Origin of the sequence: Shinella sp. SUS2 (assembly GCF_001262505.1) — a bacterium.
Classification (GTDB): Bacteria; Pseudomonadota; Alphaproteobacteria; order Rhizobiales; family Rhizobiaceae; genus Shinella.
Map to the genome: position 1 here is coordinate 374,584 of NZ_KQ410723.1, position 16,274 is coordinate 390,857.

General features: G+C 64.7%; 18 protein-coding genes and 1 tRNA gene. 14 read left to right on the forward strand and 5 right to left on the reverse strand.

Features of this window, described 5'->3' with window-relative positions; translation table 11 throughout:
• Positions 1-245 precede the first annotated feature (245 nt).
• The 5 genes from AKG11_RS01795 (at position 246) to pyrC (ending at position 5,164) form a co-directional block, all read left to right on the forward strand.
• Entirely contained in the window at positions 246-1,268 is a 1,023-nt protein-coding gene (locus AKG11_RS01795; protein WP_023514907.1) for a sugar ABC transporter substrate-binding protein, read from the forward strand.
• A 257-nt stretch (positions 1,269-1,525) separates the two neighbouring features.
• Positions 1,526-2,608 carry an ABC transporter permease gene (locus tag AKG11_RS01800; protein WP_023512746.1) on the forward strand — a complete coding sequence of 361 codons (1,083 nt, stop codon included), beginning with the start codon at positions 1,526-1,528 and terminating at the stop codon, positions 2,606-2,608.
• Positions 2,608-3,387 carry an ATP-binding cassette domain-containing protein gene (locus tag AKG11_RS01805; protein WP_023512747.1) on the forward strand — a complete coding sequence of 260 codons (780 nt, stop codon included), beginning with the start codon at positions 2,608-2,610 and terminating at the stop codon, positions 3,385-3,387. Before AKG11_RS01800 ends, AKG11_RS01805 begins: the two co-directional genes overlap by 1 nt.
• The gene (locus AKG11_RS01810) at positions 3,384-4,007 is read left to right on the forward strand and encodes a nucleoside triphosphate hydrolase (RefSeq protein ID WP_050742738.1); all 624 of its coding nucleotides are present in this window, start codon (positions 3,384-3,386) and stop codon (positions 4,005-4,007) included. The genes AKG11_RS01805 and AKG11_RS01810 overlap by 4 nt, the downstream gene beginning before the upstream one ends.
• Positions 4,008-4,123: 116 nt before the next feature.
• On the forward strand, positions 4,124-5,164 hold the full coding sequence (gene pyrC / locus AKG11_RS01815; protein WP_050742739.1) for a dihydroorotase: 1,041 nt from the start codon (positions 4,124-4,126) through the stop codon (positions 5,162-5,164).
• A 55-nt stretch (positions 5,165-5,219) separates the two neighbouring features.
• On the opposite strand, the gene AKG11_RS01820 is transcribed toward pyrC, so the two are convergent.
• Entirely contained in the window at positions 5,220-5,981 is a 762-nt protein-coding gene (locus AKG11_RS01820) for a Crp/Fnr family transcriptional regulator (RefSeq protein WP_050742740.1), read from the reverse strand.
• 185 nt (positions 5,982-6,166) lie between these two features.
• On the opposite strand from AKG11_RS01820, the gene AKG11_RS01825 reads away from it, so the two are divergent.
• Positions 6,167-6,565 carry a response regulator gene (locus AKG11_RS01825; RefSeq protein ID WP_024270056.1) on the forward strand — a complete coding sequence of 133 codons (399 nt, stop codon included), beginning with the start codon at positions 6,167-6,169 and terminating at the stop codon, positions 6,563-6,565.
• On the opposite strand, the gene AKG11_RS01830 is transcribed toward AKG11_RS01825, so the two are convergent.
• Positions 6,556-7,005: a DoxX family protein gene (locus AKG11_RS01830; RefSeq protein ID WP_024270055.1), complete on the reverse strand. Its 450-nt coding sequence runs from the start codon at positions 7,003-7,005 to the stop codon at positions 6,556-6,558. The two genes, AKG11_RS01825 and AKG11_RS01830, sit on opposite strands and share 10 nt — an antisense overlap.
• Positions 7,006-7,184: 179 nt before the next feature.
• Here AKG11_RS01830 and AKG11_RS01835 point away from each other — a divergent pair, with 179 nt between their 5' ends.
• A complete protein-coding gene (locus AKG11_RS01835; protein WP_023513981.1) occupies positions 7,185-7,487 on the forward strand; it encodes an Rdx family protein in 303 nt (100 codons plus the stop codon).
• Positions 7,488-7,539: 52 nt separating this feature from the next.
• On the opposite strand, the gene AKG11_RS01840 is transcribed toward AKG11_RS01835, so the two are convergent.
• Positions 7,540-7,935: a BA14K family protein gene (locus AKG11_RS01840; RefSeq protein WP_050742741.1), complete on the reverse strand. Its 396-nt coding sequence runs from the start codon at positions 7,933-7,935 to the stop codon at positions 7,540-7,542.
• A gap of 128 nt (positions 7,936-8,063) precedes the next feature.
• On the opposite strand from AKG11_RS01840, the gene AKG11_RS01845 reads away from it, so the two are divergent.
• From AKG11_RS01845 to gdhA, 4 genes are all read left to right on the forward strand, one after another.
• Entirely contained in the window at positions 8,064-9,494 is a 1,431-nt protein-coding gene (locus AKG11_RS01845; protein ID WP_050742742.1) for a phosphohexomutase domain-containing protein, read from the forward strand.
• Positions 9,495-9,630: 136 nt separating this feature from the next.
• Positions 9,631-9,717 (forward strand) — tRNA-Leu (locus AKG11_RS01850).
• Positions 9,718-9,902: 185 nt separating this feature from the next.
• On the forward strand, positions 9,903-11,054 hold the full coding sequence (locus tag AKG11_RS01855; protein ID WP_082342305.1) for an HPP family protein: 1,152 nt from the start codon (positions 9,903-9,905) through the stop codon (positions 11,052-11,054).
• An 89-nt stretch (positions 11,055-11,143) separates the two neighbouring features.
• Positions 11,144-12,499 (forward strand): NADP-specific glutamate dehydrogenase, encoded by a 1,356-nt coding sequence (gene gdhA / locus AKG11_RS01860; RefSeq protein WP_023514799.1) that lies wholly within the window; start codon positions 11,144-11,146, stop codon positions 12,497-12,499.
• A gap of 17 nt (positions 12,500-12,516) precedes the next feature.
• Here the strand turns inward: gdhA and AKG11_RS01865 are convergent, their stop codons facing one another.
• Together AKG11_RS01865 and rnk are read right to left on the reverse strand one after the other, a co-directional pair.
• Positions 12,517-13,023, reverse strand: a complete 507-nt coding sequence (locus AKG11_RS01865) for a GreA/GreB family elongation factor (protein WP_050742743.1) — start codon at positions 13,021-13,023, stop codon at positions 12,517-12,519.
• 179 nt (positions 13,024-13,202) lie between these two features.
• Complete coding sequence (gene rnk / locus AKG11_RS01870) at positions 13,203-13,628, reverse strand: nucleoside diphosphate kinase regulator (protein WP_023513088.1); 426 nt, start codon at positions 13,626-13,628, stop codon at positions 13,203-13,205.
• Between the two features lie 360 nt (positions 13,629-13,988).
• On the opposite strand from rnk, the gene AKG11_RS01875 reads away from it, so the two are divergent.
• The 3 genes from AKG11_RS01875 to metB all read left to right on the forward strand — a co-directional run bounded on the left by AKG11_RS01875 (position 13,989) and on the right by metB (position 16,228).
• Positions 13,989-14,624: a carbonic anhydrase gene (locus tag AKG11_RS01875; protein ID WP_050742744.1), complete on the forward strand. Its 636-nt coding sequence runs from the start codon at positions 13,989-13,991 to the stop codon at positions 14,622-14,624.
• A complete protein-coding gene (locus tag AKG11_RS01880) occupies positions 14,596-14,943 on the forward strand; it encodes a DUF488 domain-containing protein (protein WP_050742745.1) in 348 nt (115 codons plus the stop codon). The genes AKG11_RS01875 and AKG11_RS01880 overlap by 29 nt, the downstream gene beginning before the upstream one ends.
• 118 nt (positions 14,944-15,061) lie before the next feature.
• Positions 15,062-16,228: a cystathionine gamma-synthase gene (metB, locus tag AKG11_RS01885; RefSeq protein ID WP_050742746.1), complete on the forward strand. Its 1,167-nt coding sequence runs from the start codon at positions 15,062-15,064 to the stop codon at positions 16,226-16,228.
• Positions 16,229-16,274: the final 46 nt, after the last annotated feature.

Genomic DNA, 16,274 nt, shown 5'->3' on the forward strand with positions numbered 1-16,274 from the left:
CCTCTTATCGGCTGGCGTTCCGCTCTTCCACCGGAAACGCACAGCGGGGCTTTTCGCCCGATCTTTCCTGCAGCATGCCACAACGAATTAATAATTCAATTCGATTTATTTATTGACAGCCATTTCTTTTGGTGTTCTCTTGAGGACGGAAGCGAGGATCGGCCGGCAGAAGACCTGCCCGCCCACCCTGCGACCGGATCGCCCCAGGAGAGGGGCGCATCCCGTTTCGTCCTTGGGAGGATACCATGAAGAAAACCATCATTTCCGCCGCTCTCGGCGCGCTTGCACTCGGCGTCGCCTTCTCCTCGCCGGCAGCCGCCGAAACCACGGCCTGCCTGATCACCAAGACCGACACCAATCCCTTCTTCGTCAAGATGAAGGAAGGCGCGGAAGCCAAGGCCAAGGAACTCGGCGTGACGCTGAAGGCCTATGCCGGCAAGATCGACGGCGACTCGGAAAGCCAGGTTGCGGCCATCGAGACCTGCATTGCCGACGGCGCAAAGGGCATCCTGATCGCGGCCTCGGACACGAAGGGCATCGTTCCCTCCGTGCAGAAGGCGCGTGAGGCAGGCCTGCTCGTCATCGCGCTCGACACGCCGCTCGAGCCGCTCGACAGCGCCGACATGACGTTTGCCACCGACAACCTGCTCGCCGGCGAACTGATCGGAAAATGGGCTGCCGCCACGCTCGGCGACGCCGCAAAGGACGCAAAGATCGCCTTCCTGAATCTCACGCCGTCGCAGCCTTCGGTCGATGTGCTGCGTAACCAGGGCTTCATGAAGGGCTTCGGCATCGACGTGAAGGACATTTCCAAGATCGGCGACGAGGACGATGCCCGCATCGTCGGCCATGACGTGACCAACGGCAACGAGGAAGGCGGCCGCACCGCCATGGAAAACCTTCTCCAGAAGGATCCGTCCATCAATGTCGTGCACACGATCAACGAACCGGCCGCTGCCGGCGCCTATGAAGCGCTGAAGGCCGTTGGCAAGGAAAAGGACGTGCTGATCGTTTCCGTCGACGGCGGTTGCCCGGGCGTGCAGAACGTCGCAGACGGCGTCATCGGCGCGACCTCGCAGCAGTACCCGCTGATGATGGCCGCCCTCGGCATCGAGGCCATCAAAAAGTTTGCCGACACCGGCGAAAAGCCGAAGGCGACCGAAGGCAAGGACTTCTTCGACACGGGCGTGACGCTCGTCACCGACAAGCCGGCAGCAGGCGTCGAATCCATCGACACCAAGGCCGGCAAGGACAAGTGCTGGGGCTAAGGCCCCCGCCGGCCCGGCTTGACCGGGCCGGCTTTCCGCTACGGACGCGGTCTGGGTCGCGGGAAATACCGACCCTGCTTTGACAACAGCAACAAGACATGGGCACCTTTCTTCCCGGGCGACGGCACGAGCCGGTTCACCTTGGGGAGGAGACCGCCCGCAGATGGCGGCAGGTGCGCGAAGCGCCCTACCGATGCGTCCACGCACCATTTCATCCGGCACGCCGCGACGGTCGGCACCGGAAGGGGAGGAAAATCATGAGTGAGACATCGACGGCCTCACAGCCTTCGCAGGAATTCGAGAAGGTGCTATCCGGCAGCGCGACGCAGGTCGCCTCCTTCGATACGCACGACAAGACACCCATCCAGAAATTCCAGCATTTCCTGCACGGCAGCCCCTCCGCGGTGCCGCTGATCGTGCTCGTGATCTCGGTCGCGGTGTTCGGCGCGGTGCTCGGCGGCAAGTTCTTCTCCGCCTTCACGATGACGCTGATCCTTCAACAGGTGGCGATCGTCGGCATCGTCGGCGCGGCGCAGACGCTGGTGATCCTCACCGCCGGCATCGATCTTTCGGTCGGCGCGATCATGGTGCTCTCCTCCGTCGTGATGGGCCAGTTCACCTTCCGCTACGGCCTGCCGCCCTCGCTTGCCGTGCTTTGCGGCCTCGCCTGCGGTGCCCTCTGCGGTTACATCAATGGCCTGCTGGTCGCCCGCATGAAGCTGCCGCCCTTCATTGTCACGCTCGGCATGTGGCAGATCATCCTCGCCTCGAATTTCCTCTATTCGGCCAACGAAACGATCCGCTCGCAGGATATTTCCTCGCAGGCGCCGCTCCTCCAATTCTTCGGCAACAACATCAAGCTCGGCAGTGCCGTCTTCACCTACGGCGTCATCGCCATGGTGCTACTGGTGGCGCTGCTCTGGTACGTCTTGAACCACACCGCCTGGGGCCGCCATGTCTACGCGGTCGGCGACGACCCCGACGCGGCGGAGCTCGCCGGCGTCAATGTCAAGCGCATGCTGGTCTCGGTCTATACGCTGTCCGGCCTCATCTGCGCGCTGGCTGGCTGGGCCCTCATCGGCCGCATCGGCTCGGTCTCTCCGACCGCCGGCCAATTCGCCAACATCGAATCGATCACGGCCGTTGTTATCGGCGGCCTCTCGCTCTTCGGCGGACGCGGCTCGATCCTCGGCATGATCTTCGGGGCGCTGATCGTCGGCGTCTTCTCGCTCGGCCTTCGCCTCATCGGCACGGACCCGCAATGGACCTATCTCCTGATCGGCGTCCTCATCATCTCGGCTGTCGCAATCGACCAGTGGATCAGAAAGGTAGCAGGCTGATGGCACTCGAACCCATTCTCACCGCCCGCGGTCTCGTCAAGCGCTACGGCCGCGTCACCGCCCTCGACCATGCCGATTTCGATCTCTATCCCGGCGAGATCCTTGCGGTGATCGGCGACAACGGCGCCGGCAAGTCCTCGATGATCAAGGCGATCTCCGGCGCCGTCACGCCGGACGAGGGCGAAATCCGCCTCGAAGGCAAACCGGTGCATTTCCGCTCGCCGATCGAGGCCCGCGGCGCCGGCATCGAAACGGTCTACCAGAACCTCGCGCTTTCCCCGGCCCTCTCGATCGCCGACAACATGTTCCTCGGCCGCGAGATCCGCAAACCGGGCGTCATGGGCCAGTGGTTCCGCAAGCTTGACCGCACGGCGATGGAGAAGTTCGCTCGCGACAAGCTCTCGGAGCTCGGGCTGATGACCATCCAGAACATCAACCAGGCGGTGGAGACGCTTTCGGGCGGCCAGCGCCAGGGCGTCGCGGTGGCGCGCGCTGCCGCCTTCGGCTCGAAGGTCATCATCCTCGACGAGCCGACGGCGGCGCTCGGCGTCAAGGAAAGCCGGCGCGTGCTGGAACTCATCCTGGACGTCCGCCGTCGTGGCATTCCGATCGTGCTGATCTCGCACAACATGCCGCATGTCTTCGAGGTAGCGGACCGCATCCACATCCACCGGCTCGGCCGGCGGCTCACGGTCATCAACCCGAAGGACTACACCATGTCCGACGCCGTCGCCTTCATGACCGGCGCCAAGCTGCCTGCGGAGGCCATCGCGGCATGACTACGGTCGAAACGATCGTGGACGACCTTCTGCGGCGCGCTGAAAACGCGCGCCGCTTCCTGCTCGGCATTGCCGGTCCGCCGGGTGCCGGAAAGTCGACGCTGGTCGAAGCCGTCAAGGAGCGGCTTCTCGCCCGCGGCGAGACGGCAGAGATCCTGCCGATGGATGGCTTTCATATGGACAATGGCATTCTTTCCGAACGCGGCCTCCTGCCGCGCAAGGGGGCGCCCGAAACCTTCGACGCCCGCGGCTTCATCGATATCGTCACAGCCCTGAAAAGAGCCGAGGACGAGGTGCTCGTGCCGGTCTTCGACCGCACGCGCGAGATCGCCATCAACGCCGCCCGGGCCATTCCGGCCGAAACGCGCTTCGTGCTCGCCGAGGGCAACTATCTGCTGCTGACCGAAACGCCCTGGGATCGGCTGGAAGAAAAATTCGACTTCACCATCTTCGTCGGGCCGCCCTATGCGGTGCTGGAGGAGCGGCTGCGCCGGCGCTGGCTCGGCTACGACCTGCCGGAAGACGAAATCCAGCGCAAGCTCTACGGCAACGACCTGCCGAACGGAAAGCGCATCCTTGAAAATTCCCGCCCGGCGGACCTCACCATCGACATCTTCTGAAACGATTGTCGTTCCGCTCCACGGATGCTATCGCAGCCGCCAGAGAAATCCCGGCAGGAATGCGAGAGCGTTTCACATCCGGGATCGCTGCAAAGCCAAGGGCGGGAGCTACGCCGATGACCACAGAACTCACCATCCGCCGGCCGGACGACTGGCATCTGCACCTGCGCGACGGCGCCATGCTCGAAGGCGTGATCGGCGACACCAGCCGCCATTTCGCCCGCGCGATCATCATGCCGAACCTCGTGCCGCCGGTCGTCACCACCGCGGATGCGAGCGCCTATCGCGACCGCATCCTCGCCGCCCTTCCGAAGGGCGACCGGTTCGAACCGCTGATGACGCTCTACCTCACCGAGCACACCGACCCCGACGACGTCGAAGCCGGCTACAGGAGCGGCCTGATCCGCGCCGTCAAACTCTACCCCGCCGGCGCGACGACCAATTCGCATGGCGGCGTGCGCAACATGGACAAGGCCATGCCCGTCCTGGAGCGCATGGCGAAGATCGGTCTGACGCTCTGCGTGCACGGCGAGGTGACGACGCCCGAAGTCGACATCTTCGACCGCGAGGCCGTGTTCATCGAGACCGTGCTTGATCCGCTGCGCACGCGCCTGCCGGAACTGCGTGTCACCATGGAGCATGTGACGACGAAGAACGGCATCGACTACATCACGTCCTCCAAGGCAAACCTTGCCGGCTCGATCACCACGCACCACCTGATCATCAACCGCAACGCCATCCTCGTTGGCGGCATCAAGCCGCACTACTACTGCCTGCCCGTCGCAAAACGCGAGGAGCACCGGCTGGCGCTGCGCAAGGCCGCGACGTCGGGCGACAAGCGCTTCTTCCTCGGCACCGATTCGGCGCCGCATGTCGATCCGCTGAAGGAGTGCGCCTGCGGCTGTGCCGGCATCTACACCTCGATCAACACGATGAGCTGCCTTGCCCACGTCTTCGAGGAGGACGGCGCTCTCCCCATGCTCGAAGCCTTCGCCTCGCTGAACGGTCCCGCCTGGTATGGCCTGCCGGTCAACGAGGAGACGATCCGCCTCGTCAAGCGTGCGGAGCCGGTGGCTTTCCCGGCAAAGATCGAAACGGGCGCCGGGCCTGTAACGGTGTTCGACCCGATGTTCCCGCTGCACTGGGACGTCGCCTGAACGGTTCAAAAGGTCGAAGCGGTTCTGCCAGCCGGAACCGCACCGGTCAAAAAGATCAGATGAAGGGGCGGGCCTGCTTGTTCAGTCCCTCCCAGCCGGCCAGCGCCAGAAGACCGTCGCCGTCAAGGATTTCGCAGCCCTTGTCCTGCCAGCGCATCAGTTTACGGTCGGCGAGCTTGCGCAACGTCTTGTTGGTGTGAACGAGCGAGAGCCCGAGCGTATCGGCGACATGCTGCTGGGTGATCGGAATGACCCGCCGCCCGCCGTTGACGCCGGCAGAATGGGCGCGCTGGTGGATGAAGGAGAGCAGATAGGCCGTGCGCTCAAGCGCCGAGCGACGGCCGATGCTGAGCAAATGCTCGTCGAGGATGCGCTCCTCATGCGCCGCGATCCAGGTGAGATCATAGGCGAGTGACGCGTGACGCTCGAACAATCGCTCCAGCTTGGAGCGCTCGAAGACGCAGAGCGTCACCGGCGTCAGCGCCTCGACGGAATGATCCATCTCGCCCATCAGGCTTCCCTGCAGGCCGATGAGATCGCCGGGCAGGAGATAGTTCATGATCTGCCGGCGTCCGTCCGGCAAAAGCTTGTAGCGGAAGGCCCAGCCTGAAAGCACGGTGAAGAGATGGGCGCTGTGCATGCCCTCGACGAGGATAGTGGCGCCGCGCTCGCTGGAAAGCTCGCCGCTCTTGAATTGCGAGACAAAGTCCAGCTCCTTTGCCGAAAAGTCCCGGAAAGTCGAAAGAGCGCGCAGGGGACATTGCTGACAGGGCGTGCGCCATCTGGATTGCTGATTGACCGCCGTACCACCCGACATTACGCCTCCGCCGCGTTTGATCCTGCCCAAACCCGCGGGCTGGCCCGGAAAACGCGGCGCGCGCGCCGTTGTTCCATCGCACGGGTGCTATGTCTTTTTTAAATGACACTCCCGGGGGGCAAGCCCAAAGTCCGCCTCCCGAACCGCCCCTCCGGCGGTTTCACATGGACGAGGAGTGCGGCGCCATGAACCATTCACTTCCGCACATCTTGATCGCCGAACGCGAATTCCTGATTGCGCTCGACGCGGAATATCTGATCAAGGCGGCATTGAACTGCCGGACCACCCTTCTGCGGCCGGAACAGCTCGACCAGTGGGATACGACGGCGCTGGCCGATGTCGACCTCTGCCTGCTCGACATACCGCTGGATGCCACGCTGATCACGGAGCGTATCGAACGGCTCGTTGCCAAGGGCGTTCCGCTGCTCTTCACGACCGTCGGTGACATCCATCGCGATGGCGTCGAGGGTTTTGAGGTCATTCCCGTCGTCATGAAGCCGCATGACGCCGAAACGCTGGTCGTCAATGTCAGGAAACGGCTGCGGCCGAGGCCGCAACCATCACAGGAGACGGATCAGAACTGACGGCCAAGCTTGGCATCGACCGAATGGGCGTTGGCCCCGCGGATCACGAAATAGAACATGATCAGCGTCCAGAGGATCGATTTTTCCGCACCCATCAGGCCCTCGGCCTGCACGATGCCGTGGAAGTAGACGGTGACAGCGAGCACGATCATTGCCGCGAAGGCGGCAGGACGTGTGAACAGGCCGATCGCGATCAGGATTCCACCGAAGAATTCAGTCGCGGCGAGCAGCGGCGACCAGAAGGCGCCGGGATAAAAGCCGAGGCTTTCCACCATGCCGCTGGCACCGAAGGGATTGAGGATCTTTCCATAGCCGTGCGTCACGAGAAGCACGCCGGCGGCAACGCGCAGGATCGTTTCCGCGCTTTCGCCGAGCGCGGCATAGATGCTGCCGAGCGAGGGAATGATAAGGCGGGAGCGGGTGGTGGCAAGCTCTGTCATAGGGTCTCCGGTTGATCTGTTGCGGTGCACCACGTCTCCTCCAGGAATCCGGCTGCGACAAGATGTCCGCCAACAAAACATGATAAATTGAGTTGACAATTCTGTGAGGGGACCGCGAGTGGGCGCGTGCCAAGAGGACGCCGCTGCTATATGCTTTTCGCATCGATCAGGAGGTGACCATGACCGGGGAAAAGCCGCGCGTTTCCATTCTCTACTGTACCCAGTGCAACTGGCTGCTGCGCGCCGGCTGGATGGCGCAGGAGCTGCTTTCGACCTTTTCCGATGGACTCGGCGAGGTGGCGCTCATTCCCGGCACCGGCGGCAATTTCGAGATCCGCGTCGGCGAGGCCCTGGTCTGGGAGCGCAAGCGCGATGGCGGCTTTCCCGGGCCGAAGGAGCTGAAACAGCGCGTGCGCGACATTATCGAGCCGGGCCGTGACCTTGGCCACACGGACCGTGCCACGAACAGCGGTCAGGGCTGAAACGAAAACGGCGGGCCGAAGCCCGCCGTCCTTGTGACGATCCCCGCCGTGCTCAGCGATAAGGCGAGTAGCACAGACGGTAGACACCGCCGCCGGCATGGTAACGGTTGGTATAGGGGTCGTAGGTGCGATAGCGGTTGGCGCACCAGTTCACATGCGCCCGGCGCCCGCCATAGTAGCGCGGCCGCTCGTAGCGTGGTCGTTCATAGCGCGGCCGATAGTAACGGCGCTCGTAACCGCCGTAATCGGGCTCATAGTGGCGGCGATAGTAACGGCGGTCGCAGCCGTCGCCATAGCAGAACTCCACCTGTGCCTTGGTGACGTCGCTTTTCGTCTCCACCTTCATGTCCGGCACGGCAAGCGGAACGGCCTGCGCCGCCCCAATGGGCGCGATCGCGGAGGCAATCCCCATCGCGCAACCGAAAACAAGATTTCGAATCTTCGACATGTGATCCTCACTGTTCTGGCGGGATTTTTCCCTGACACGTCCCTGCTTTGCATTACGTTCACGCATTTTGTTTTATTCATGTCGCGTCCTCCGCAGGATCGGACCGCAAGAAGACATGAGGTGACTGCATGAGCCTGAAATTCGGAACCAGCGGCCTGCGCGGCCTTTCCGCGGATCTCGAAGGGCCGGCCACAGCACTTTATGCCACCGCCTTTGCCCGCCACCTTCTGGCCGCCGGAATCGCCCGGCAGGGCGACGAGATCCTGATCGGCCGTGATTTCCGCGCCTCCAGCCCCGCAATCTCGGCCATCGCCATCGCCGCCCTCCGCAAGGCCGGCTTCTCCCCGCGCGACTGCGGCACGCTACCGACACCGGCGCTCGCCCTGCTCGGCCTTGCCCGCAAGGCGGCCTGCCTGATGGTGACGGGCTCCCACATTCCCGCCGACCGCAACGGCATCAAGTTCTACCGGCCGGACGGCGAGATCGACAAGGCGGACGAGGCCGCCATCACCGCGGCCGCCGAAACGATTCGCGCCGAGGGGCTCACCTTCGACGCCGCAAGGGAGACCGCCGACGATCTTCATGAGGCCGCGATGGCCCTCTACACCGCACGCAACCGCACGCTGCTGCCCGAGCAGGCGCTTGCCGGCCTTCGCATCGGGGTCTACCAGCATTCGACGGTCGCACGCGATCTCTTCGTTTCGGTGCTTGCCCATTATGGCGCGGACGTCGTCGCGCTCGGCCGGTCGGAGAACTTCATTCCCGTCGACACGGAGGCGGTCTCCGCCGAGACGATCGGACTCCTGCAAGGCTGGGCGGGGGAGCACGGGCTCTCCGCCATCATTTCCGCAGATGGCGATGGCGACCGGCCGCTTGTCACCGACGAGACCGGAACGCCGCTGCGCGGCGACCTCGTCGGCCTCATCGCCTGTCGCTTCCTCGGCGCGACTGCCGTCGCGACACCGGTCACCTCCAATTCTGGAATCGAGGCCGCAGTTTCCGGCACGGTGCTGCGCACCCGGGTCGGCTCGCCCTTCGTGATCGCCGCCATGAACGAGGCGGTCCTGGCCGGGAAAGCCGCTGTCGCCGGCTTCGAGGCCAATGGCGGCACGCTGACGGCAACGCCCTTTGCCGTGAACGGCCACATGCTCAGCGCTCTGCCCACCCGCGACAGCCTGATGCCGGTTCTCGCCGTGCTCGCCCTCGCGGCAGGGCAAAGCCGGCCGCTCTCCGAAATCGCCGCCGGCTTTGCCCTGCCGGCCGCGGCCAGCGACCGGCTGGAAAACATGCCGGTGGAGGCCAGCGCCGCCCTGATGGCGGAACTGCGCGCGGGTGCCGGCCCACTTGCTGCCTTCCTCGCGCCGATCGGCGTGCCGGCAGCGGTAAGCGACATCGACGGGCTGCGCGTCACTTTGGAGGACGGCAGCGTCATCCACTTCCGCCCCTCCGGCAACGCGCCGGAAATGCGCTGCTATGTCGAAGCGGAGAGCGAAGCCGCCGCCGCGCGGCTGCTTGCAGCCGGGCTGGAACGGATCTCCGCCTGGGGCACGAACCACTGAGCATTTCGCCTGTCCGGATGTTCTCCACGAAACCGTCGAGGCCATTTGTGGAAAAGACAGTTTTTGCCAAGCTGTTGCGAAAACTTCAAAAAGCCTGTTGACACCAGCGAGCGGTCCTTCTACATGCCTCTCCGTCGCCCAGATGGCGGAATTGGTAGACGCGCCAGCTTCAGGTGCTGGTACTCGAAAGGGTGTGGAGGTTCGAGTCCTCTTCTGGGCACCAAATTCCCATTCCGGATTTTCCGGAACATGCAAAAAGCCCGGCTCTGCCGGGCTTTTTTGTTGCTCGCACCCGGCGCCGTTTCGCTTCCTTTCCGGCAAAACAGAATCTTCCGGTTGCGCCCTTGCGTCATGCGCGCGATAGGCACATAAGCCTGCAAAATAATCATCTGCCTTTTTAAGATCAGGATCATCGTGGCCCCGCCTCAACACGATGCCCAAAAACCGGGCAACCTGTCCAAATTTCGGCTGTTCGCACCGATTCTTGCCGGCGCCACCCTCAAGGAGCGCCTGATCGGTTGCGTTGGAGCCCTGGTCGGCATCTGCCTCACCGGCCTCGTCTGCGGCTTCGTGATGGGCCAGGACCCACATCTGCCCCTGATCGTCGCGCCCATCGGCGCCTCCGCGGTTCTGCTCTTCGCCGTGCCTGCCAGCCCCCTCGCCCAACCCTGGTCGATCGTCGGCGGCAACACGATTTCCGCCTTTGTCGGCGTCACCGTGACCACACTGGTCAGGGATCCGGCCATCGCCATCGGCCTTGCCGTGGCATTGGCGATCCTCGCCATGTCGCTGACCCGCTCGCTGCACCCGCCGGGCGGAGCGGCCGCGCTGACCGCCGTTATCGGCGGGGCGGCGGTCAGCCGGTCGGGCTTCTGGTTTCCGCTCGTGCCGATCGCGATCAACTCTTTGATCCTCGTAGCCCTCGGCATGATCTTCCACCGGCTGGCCGGGCGGCAATATCCACACCGCCAGACGATTGCGCCCGTCAACACGCACAAGACCGCCGATCCGCCCGCCGCCTTCCGCGTCGGCTTCAACAGCGAGGATATCGATACGGCGATCGCCAACCTCAACGAGACGCTGGATGTCAGCCGTGCCGACATCGACACGCTGCTGCGTCAGGTCGAGCTGCAGGCCTTGTTGCGCCAGCGCGGCGAGTTGAGCGCCGCCGACATCATGTCGCGCGATGTGGTGACGGTGACCCGTGATGCCACGGCCGACGAGGCCCGCGGCCTCCTGCTCGACCACGACATCCGCACGCTGCCCGTGCTCGACGCCGACCGGCGGCTTCTCGGCACCGTGGGGCTGCGGGAACTGGCCGCCACGGCGCCGGACGCCCATCTGCCCATTTCCGAGGCGGCGACCGCCCGCCCGTCCGATCCGGCCATCGGCCTGCTGCCGCGGCTGACGGACGGCTCCATCCATGCCGTCGTCGTCGTGGACGACGAGCGCCATGTGGTGGGTATCATTTCCCAGACAGATCTTCTGGCCACACTCGCGAAAAGCCTCTCCCAGACCGGTCCCACGGGCCTGATGGGCGGCCACGGGCAGGGCATCTGACCATGCCCGGACGATGTCAATCGGGCCTGCCGGCGCCAGACCGGCGGCCCTTCCAAGAAATGTGAGACCGAGACGAAAGGAGTGTCGCCATGGCGACCGTCGACGAAAAGCTTGAACCGATCCTTGCCCAGGTACTGCAGCGCAATCCTGCCGAACCGGAATTCCACCAGGCTGTGCGCGAGGTCCTGGAAAGCCTCGGGCTCGTCGTCTCCAAACATCCCGGCTACCTGACGGACGCGCTGATCGAGCGCATCTGCGAGCCGGAGCGCCAGATCATCTTCCGCGTACCGTGGGTCGACGACAAGGGTCAGGTACAGATCAACCGCGGCTTCCGCGTGCAGTTCAATTCGGCGCTGGGACCCTACAAGGGAGGCCTGCGCTTCCATCCCTCCGTCAATCTCGGCATCATCAAGTTCCTCGGCTTCGAGCAGATCTTCAAGAACGCGCTGACGGGCCTGCCCATCGGTGGCGGCAAGGGCGGCTCGGACTTCGACCCGAAGGGCCGCTCGGACGGCGAGATCATGCGCTTCTGCCAGTCCTTCATGACGGAACTCTACCGCCATCTCGGCGAGCACACCGACGTGCCGGCAGGCGATATCGGCGTCAGCGGCCGCGAGATCGGCTGGATGTTCGGTCAGTACAAGCGCCTGACCAACCGCTTCGAGGCCGGCGTCTTCACCGGCAAGGGCCTGAGCTACGGCGGCTCGCTGGTGCGCAAGGAGGCGACCGGTTACGGCGCGGTCTATTTCACCCGCGCCATGCTCTCCACCAAGGGTACCGATTTCGAAGGCAAGCGGGTCACCGTCTCGGGCTCGGGCAATGTGGCGATCTACGCCATGGAGCAGGCCATCAAATATGGCGCCAAGGTCGTCGCCTGCTCGGACAGCAGCGGCTACATTCTCGACGAGGAAGGCATCGACCTCGCACTGGTCAAGGAAATCAAGGAAGTGCGCCGCGAACGCCTGTCGGAATATGCCCGCGCCAAGACGACCGGCGTGCATTTCATCCCGGCCGGCAAGGGCTCGATCTGGGACGTGCCCTGCGACGTGGCGTTGCCCTGCGCCACGCAGAACGAACTGTCCGGCAAGGACGCAAAGACGCTGATCAAGAACGGCGTCATCGCCGTCGCCGAGGGCGCCAACATGCCCTCGACGCCGGAAGCCGTGCGGGCGTTCCAGGAATCGGGCGTGCTCTTCGGCCCCGGCAAGGCGGCGAATGCCGGCGGCGTTGCCACCTCGGCACTGGAAATGCAGCAGAATGCCAGCCGTGACAGCTGGAGCTTCGAGACGGCCCGCGAGCGCCTCGGCCAGATCATGCAGGGCATCCACGACCGCTGCGCCGAAACGGCGGAAGAATATGGCGCCAAGGGCAACTATGTGCTCGGCGCCAACATTGCCGGCTTCACGCGCGTCGCCGAAGCCATGCGCGCGCAGGGCGTGATCTGATCACCTCTCGCTGAATCTCAGGCAGCCGACGGCCCCGGACCCTGTCCGGGGCCGTTTTCGTTGGCGGGCGTGAAGGCGCGGTCGGCAAGGCCGCCGGCGATAACCCGGAAGGGCGATCGGACCGCCTCTGCCGGCGCCTCTGGCGCGAGGCCACCGGCTGCCGGCTGGAACAGCACCTTTTCCAGGACGATCCAGTCGCGCCGGCCTTCCGGCCGGTCGAAGGTCATCGCCTGGCCTTCGCGCAGGCCAAGCAGGGCAAGGCCATAGAAGGTCGTGATCGGCAGGAAGGCGCTGCCCGGCGCGTAGGTGCCCGGCAGACACAGCGTTCGGGTATCGGTGAGCCCGCTTTCGCAGCGGAACGTCACCCGCGCATCGATCATCGCGAGATCGGGGGGGATGCACCCGCCGGCAGGCAGGCACCCGCTTGCCAGCTTGCGGTTCAACAGCACCAGCCATTCCTCCGTCAGCGGCGGCCAGTCGCGCAGCATCTTTTCCAGCACATATCCATCTCTTGCCGTGAGCATAGCGGGATTCCGTCCCATAACCATTCTCCATCCTGCCTGCGCGAGCGCGCGGCTTGAAAACCCGTGGTGGAGAAGCCCCCTGGCCGCAGCCGCGGCACAGGGGGTCACGATCCTGCGACGAGGCAGCCTCCGATGCGCCCGGACTGGAGGAAGGACAGGAATTTCAAGGCAGAATATCCTCAGGAGGCCTCGGCCGCATCCGGCACCGCGACATGCACGGCGATGATGCTGAGGCGCCGCACCTTTCCGTCGCGTGCCGCCCATTCGATCGACTGGCCGGCCGAAAGGCCGAGCAAAGCAGCACCGACCGGCGTCAGCACGGAAATGCGATGGCGGGAAATATCGGCGTCCTTCGGAAAGACCAGCTCGGCGGTCTGCGGCGGTTCATCGTCGATACGGAACTCGGCAACCGAGCCCATGCGAATGATGCCGGGCGCCATGCGGGCGTCATCGACGACTTTAGCGCGGTCGAGCTCGGCGGCAAGCTGTTCGGCCGCATGCGGGTCGCGCTCGGCCAGCATGTCGGCAAGGTTCGACAGGCGCGCATGTTCGGAGCGGGCAATGGTGATGGCAGGCGGGCGGATGGCCTTGGTCTTGGCGGTCATGGAAACCTCGCGGCACGGGTCTTCGCGGCCCGGCGGGCACGCGGAAAGTCGAAGATCTAGGGGGGAATGTCGCGCTTTCCGGTGCGGTTTTCGTGCAGAAACGAAATCGCTATTGCCCCACGGCCGGGGCGCGACGCGACCGAGCCGAGGGGCTAGTGTCCTGCGAGAGGAAACAACCGTTTCAAGAACCGGGCGATGGATTGCGTCGTGGTCATGCCACCATGATGGCTTGAGGGCGCGGAGAAAGTCAAGCCGGGCCACGACGGCGCGGCCGAACGCCGCCCCTGCGACGGTCTGCCGGTTTGACAGAAGTCAGGTCCGGGCGGAGAACGCACCATCCCCACAAGCCGGAGCCACGTCATGATCGAGGACCTTTTCGCCAGGAACAAAGTCTGGTCCGCCGAGCGCAAGGCTGAGAAGGCCGATTATTTCGACCGCCTCGCCAACCTTCAGCAGCCGGACTATCTGTGGATCGGCTGTTCCGACAGCCGCGTGCCGGCCAATGTGATCGCCGGGCTGGAACCGGGCGAGGTCTTCGTGCACCGCAACGTCGCCAACCTCATCCATCCGGCCGACCTCAACATGCTCTCCGTGGTCGAATATGCCGTGCACCAGCTTGGGGTGAAGCACATCATCATCTGCGGGCACTATGGCTGTGGCGGCATCCGCGCTGCCGTCAGCGGCGAGCGTTTCGGCCTGATCGACCATTGGCTTCAACCGATCCGCGATGTGGCGGACCGGCGTTTCGAATGCCGGGAATGTGCGCCCTGGAGCGATGCCGACCTCGACCGGCTCTGCGAGGCCTCGGTCGCTGCGCAGGTGGAGCGGCTGGCCCGCACGCCCACCCTCCAGACGGCCTGGCAGGCCGGCCACGCGGTTTCCATCCACGGCTGGGTCTACGGCTTGAAGGACGGGCTGCTTTCTGATCTCAAATGTACGATTGGCAGTGGCCAGGGAGGCAAAACCCATGCCGGTGGAGACCAAACGCATCTATGACGACCCCGAACCCACGGACGGGACACGCATCCTCGTCGACCGGCTCTGGCCGCGCGGCCTTTCCAAGGAAAAGGCCGGTTTCGACCTCTGGATGAAGGATGTGGCGCCCTCCACGGCGCTGCGCAAATGGTTCGATCACAAGCCGGAGCGCTGGCCGGAATTCCAGGCGCGCTACCGGGAGGAACTGCAGGGCAACCCGGCGCTGGAGGATCTGCGCGAGCGCGTTGCGGCTGGCACGGTCACGCTGCTTTACGGCTCGCGCAACCGTGAATTCAACCATGCGGCCGTGCTTGCCGACATTTTGCAGAGCGGGATCTAAGGTTCCGCACCGCCCGGCAATGACTGCAAAATTGTTGCTGGCTGACTGCAAGAGAATTCATTTGTCAGAGACCGGTGGGCCGGCCATTTTCTTCTCGTAACACGAGGAGCAGGCATCGATGCCCGAGCGAACGGCGATCGAAGTTCAACCGGAAACCATTGCCGCGGCGCATGGGGTGGCAAGCGATACCGCCTTCGGCGCGGTGGCACCGCCGCTCTACCTTTCCACCACCTACGAGTTTGCGGATTTCGACACCCCGCGCGCCTATGACTACGGCCGCGTCGGCAATCCGACGCGCGATCTGCTGGCGGATGCGATCAGCAAGCTGGAGGGCGGAGCCGGCGCGGTGATGGCGCCGAGCGGCATGGCCGCCGTCGATCTTCTCGTCGGGCGACTTCCCGCCGGCAGCCTGGTCCTTGCGCCGCACGACTGCTACGGCGGCACGATGCGCCTGCTCAAGGCGCGCGCCGCGCTCGGCCACCTCTCGCTGCGGCTGGTCGACCAGTCGGATCTCAACGCCTTCAAGGTGATGCTCTGGGACCATCCGGCGCTGGTGCTGATCGAGAGCCCGAGCAACCCGCTGATGCGGGTGGTGGATATCGCCGCCCTCTCCGCGCTGGCGAAGGCCGCCGGTGCGCACGTCGCCGTCGATAACACCTTCCTCTCGCCCGCCCTGCAAAAACCGCTGTCGCTCGGCGCCGACTATGTGCTGCATTCGACGACGAAGTTCCTCAACGGTCATTCGGACGTCATTGCCGGGGCGGTGATCGCCGCCGATGCGGGGGATGCCCGCGCCCTGAAGCACTGGGCCAACGTAACCGGCGCGACGGCCGCGCCCTTCGATTCCTGGCTGACGCTGCGCGGACTGCGGACCCTCTTTGCCCGCATGGCCGGGCAGGAGCGCAACGCCATGGCGATCGCCGAGCGGCTTTGCGCGCATCCTGCCGTTTCCCGGGTGCACTATCCGGGCCTTGCCGACCATCCCGACCATGCGCTCGCCGCCCGCCAGCAGCAGGGGTTCGGCGCGATGATGAGCTTCGAGCTTGCCGGCGGCGTCCCGGCGGTACGGGCCTTCGTGAAGAGGGTGCGCTGCTTCACCTTTGCCGAATCGCTCGGCGGCGTCGAAAGCCTCGTCGCCCACCCCGCCACCATGACCCATGTCGACATGGGCGTGGAGGCGCGCGGCAAGGCGGGCATCGGCGACGGGCTGCTCAGGCTTTCCGTCGGGCTCGAACATGTCGATGACCTGCTCACAGGGCTCGAGGCCGGCTTTTCAGGTTGCTGACGCGTTTTCATTCGCAATCGCCCGCGCACACTCTACACTGTCGAAA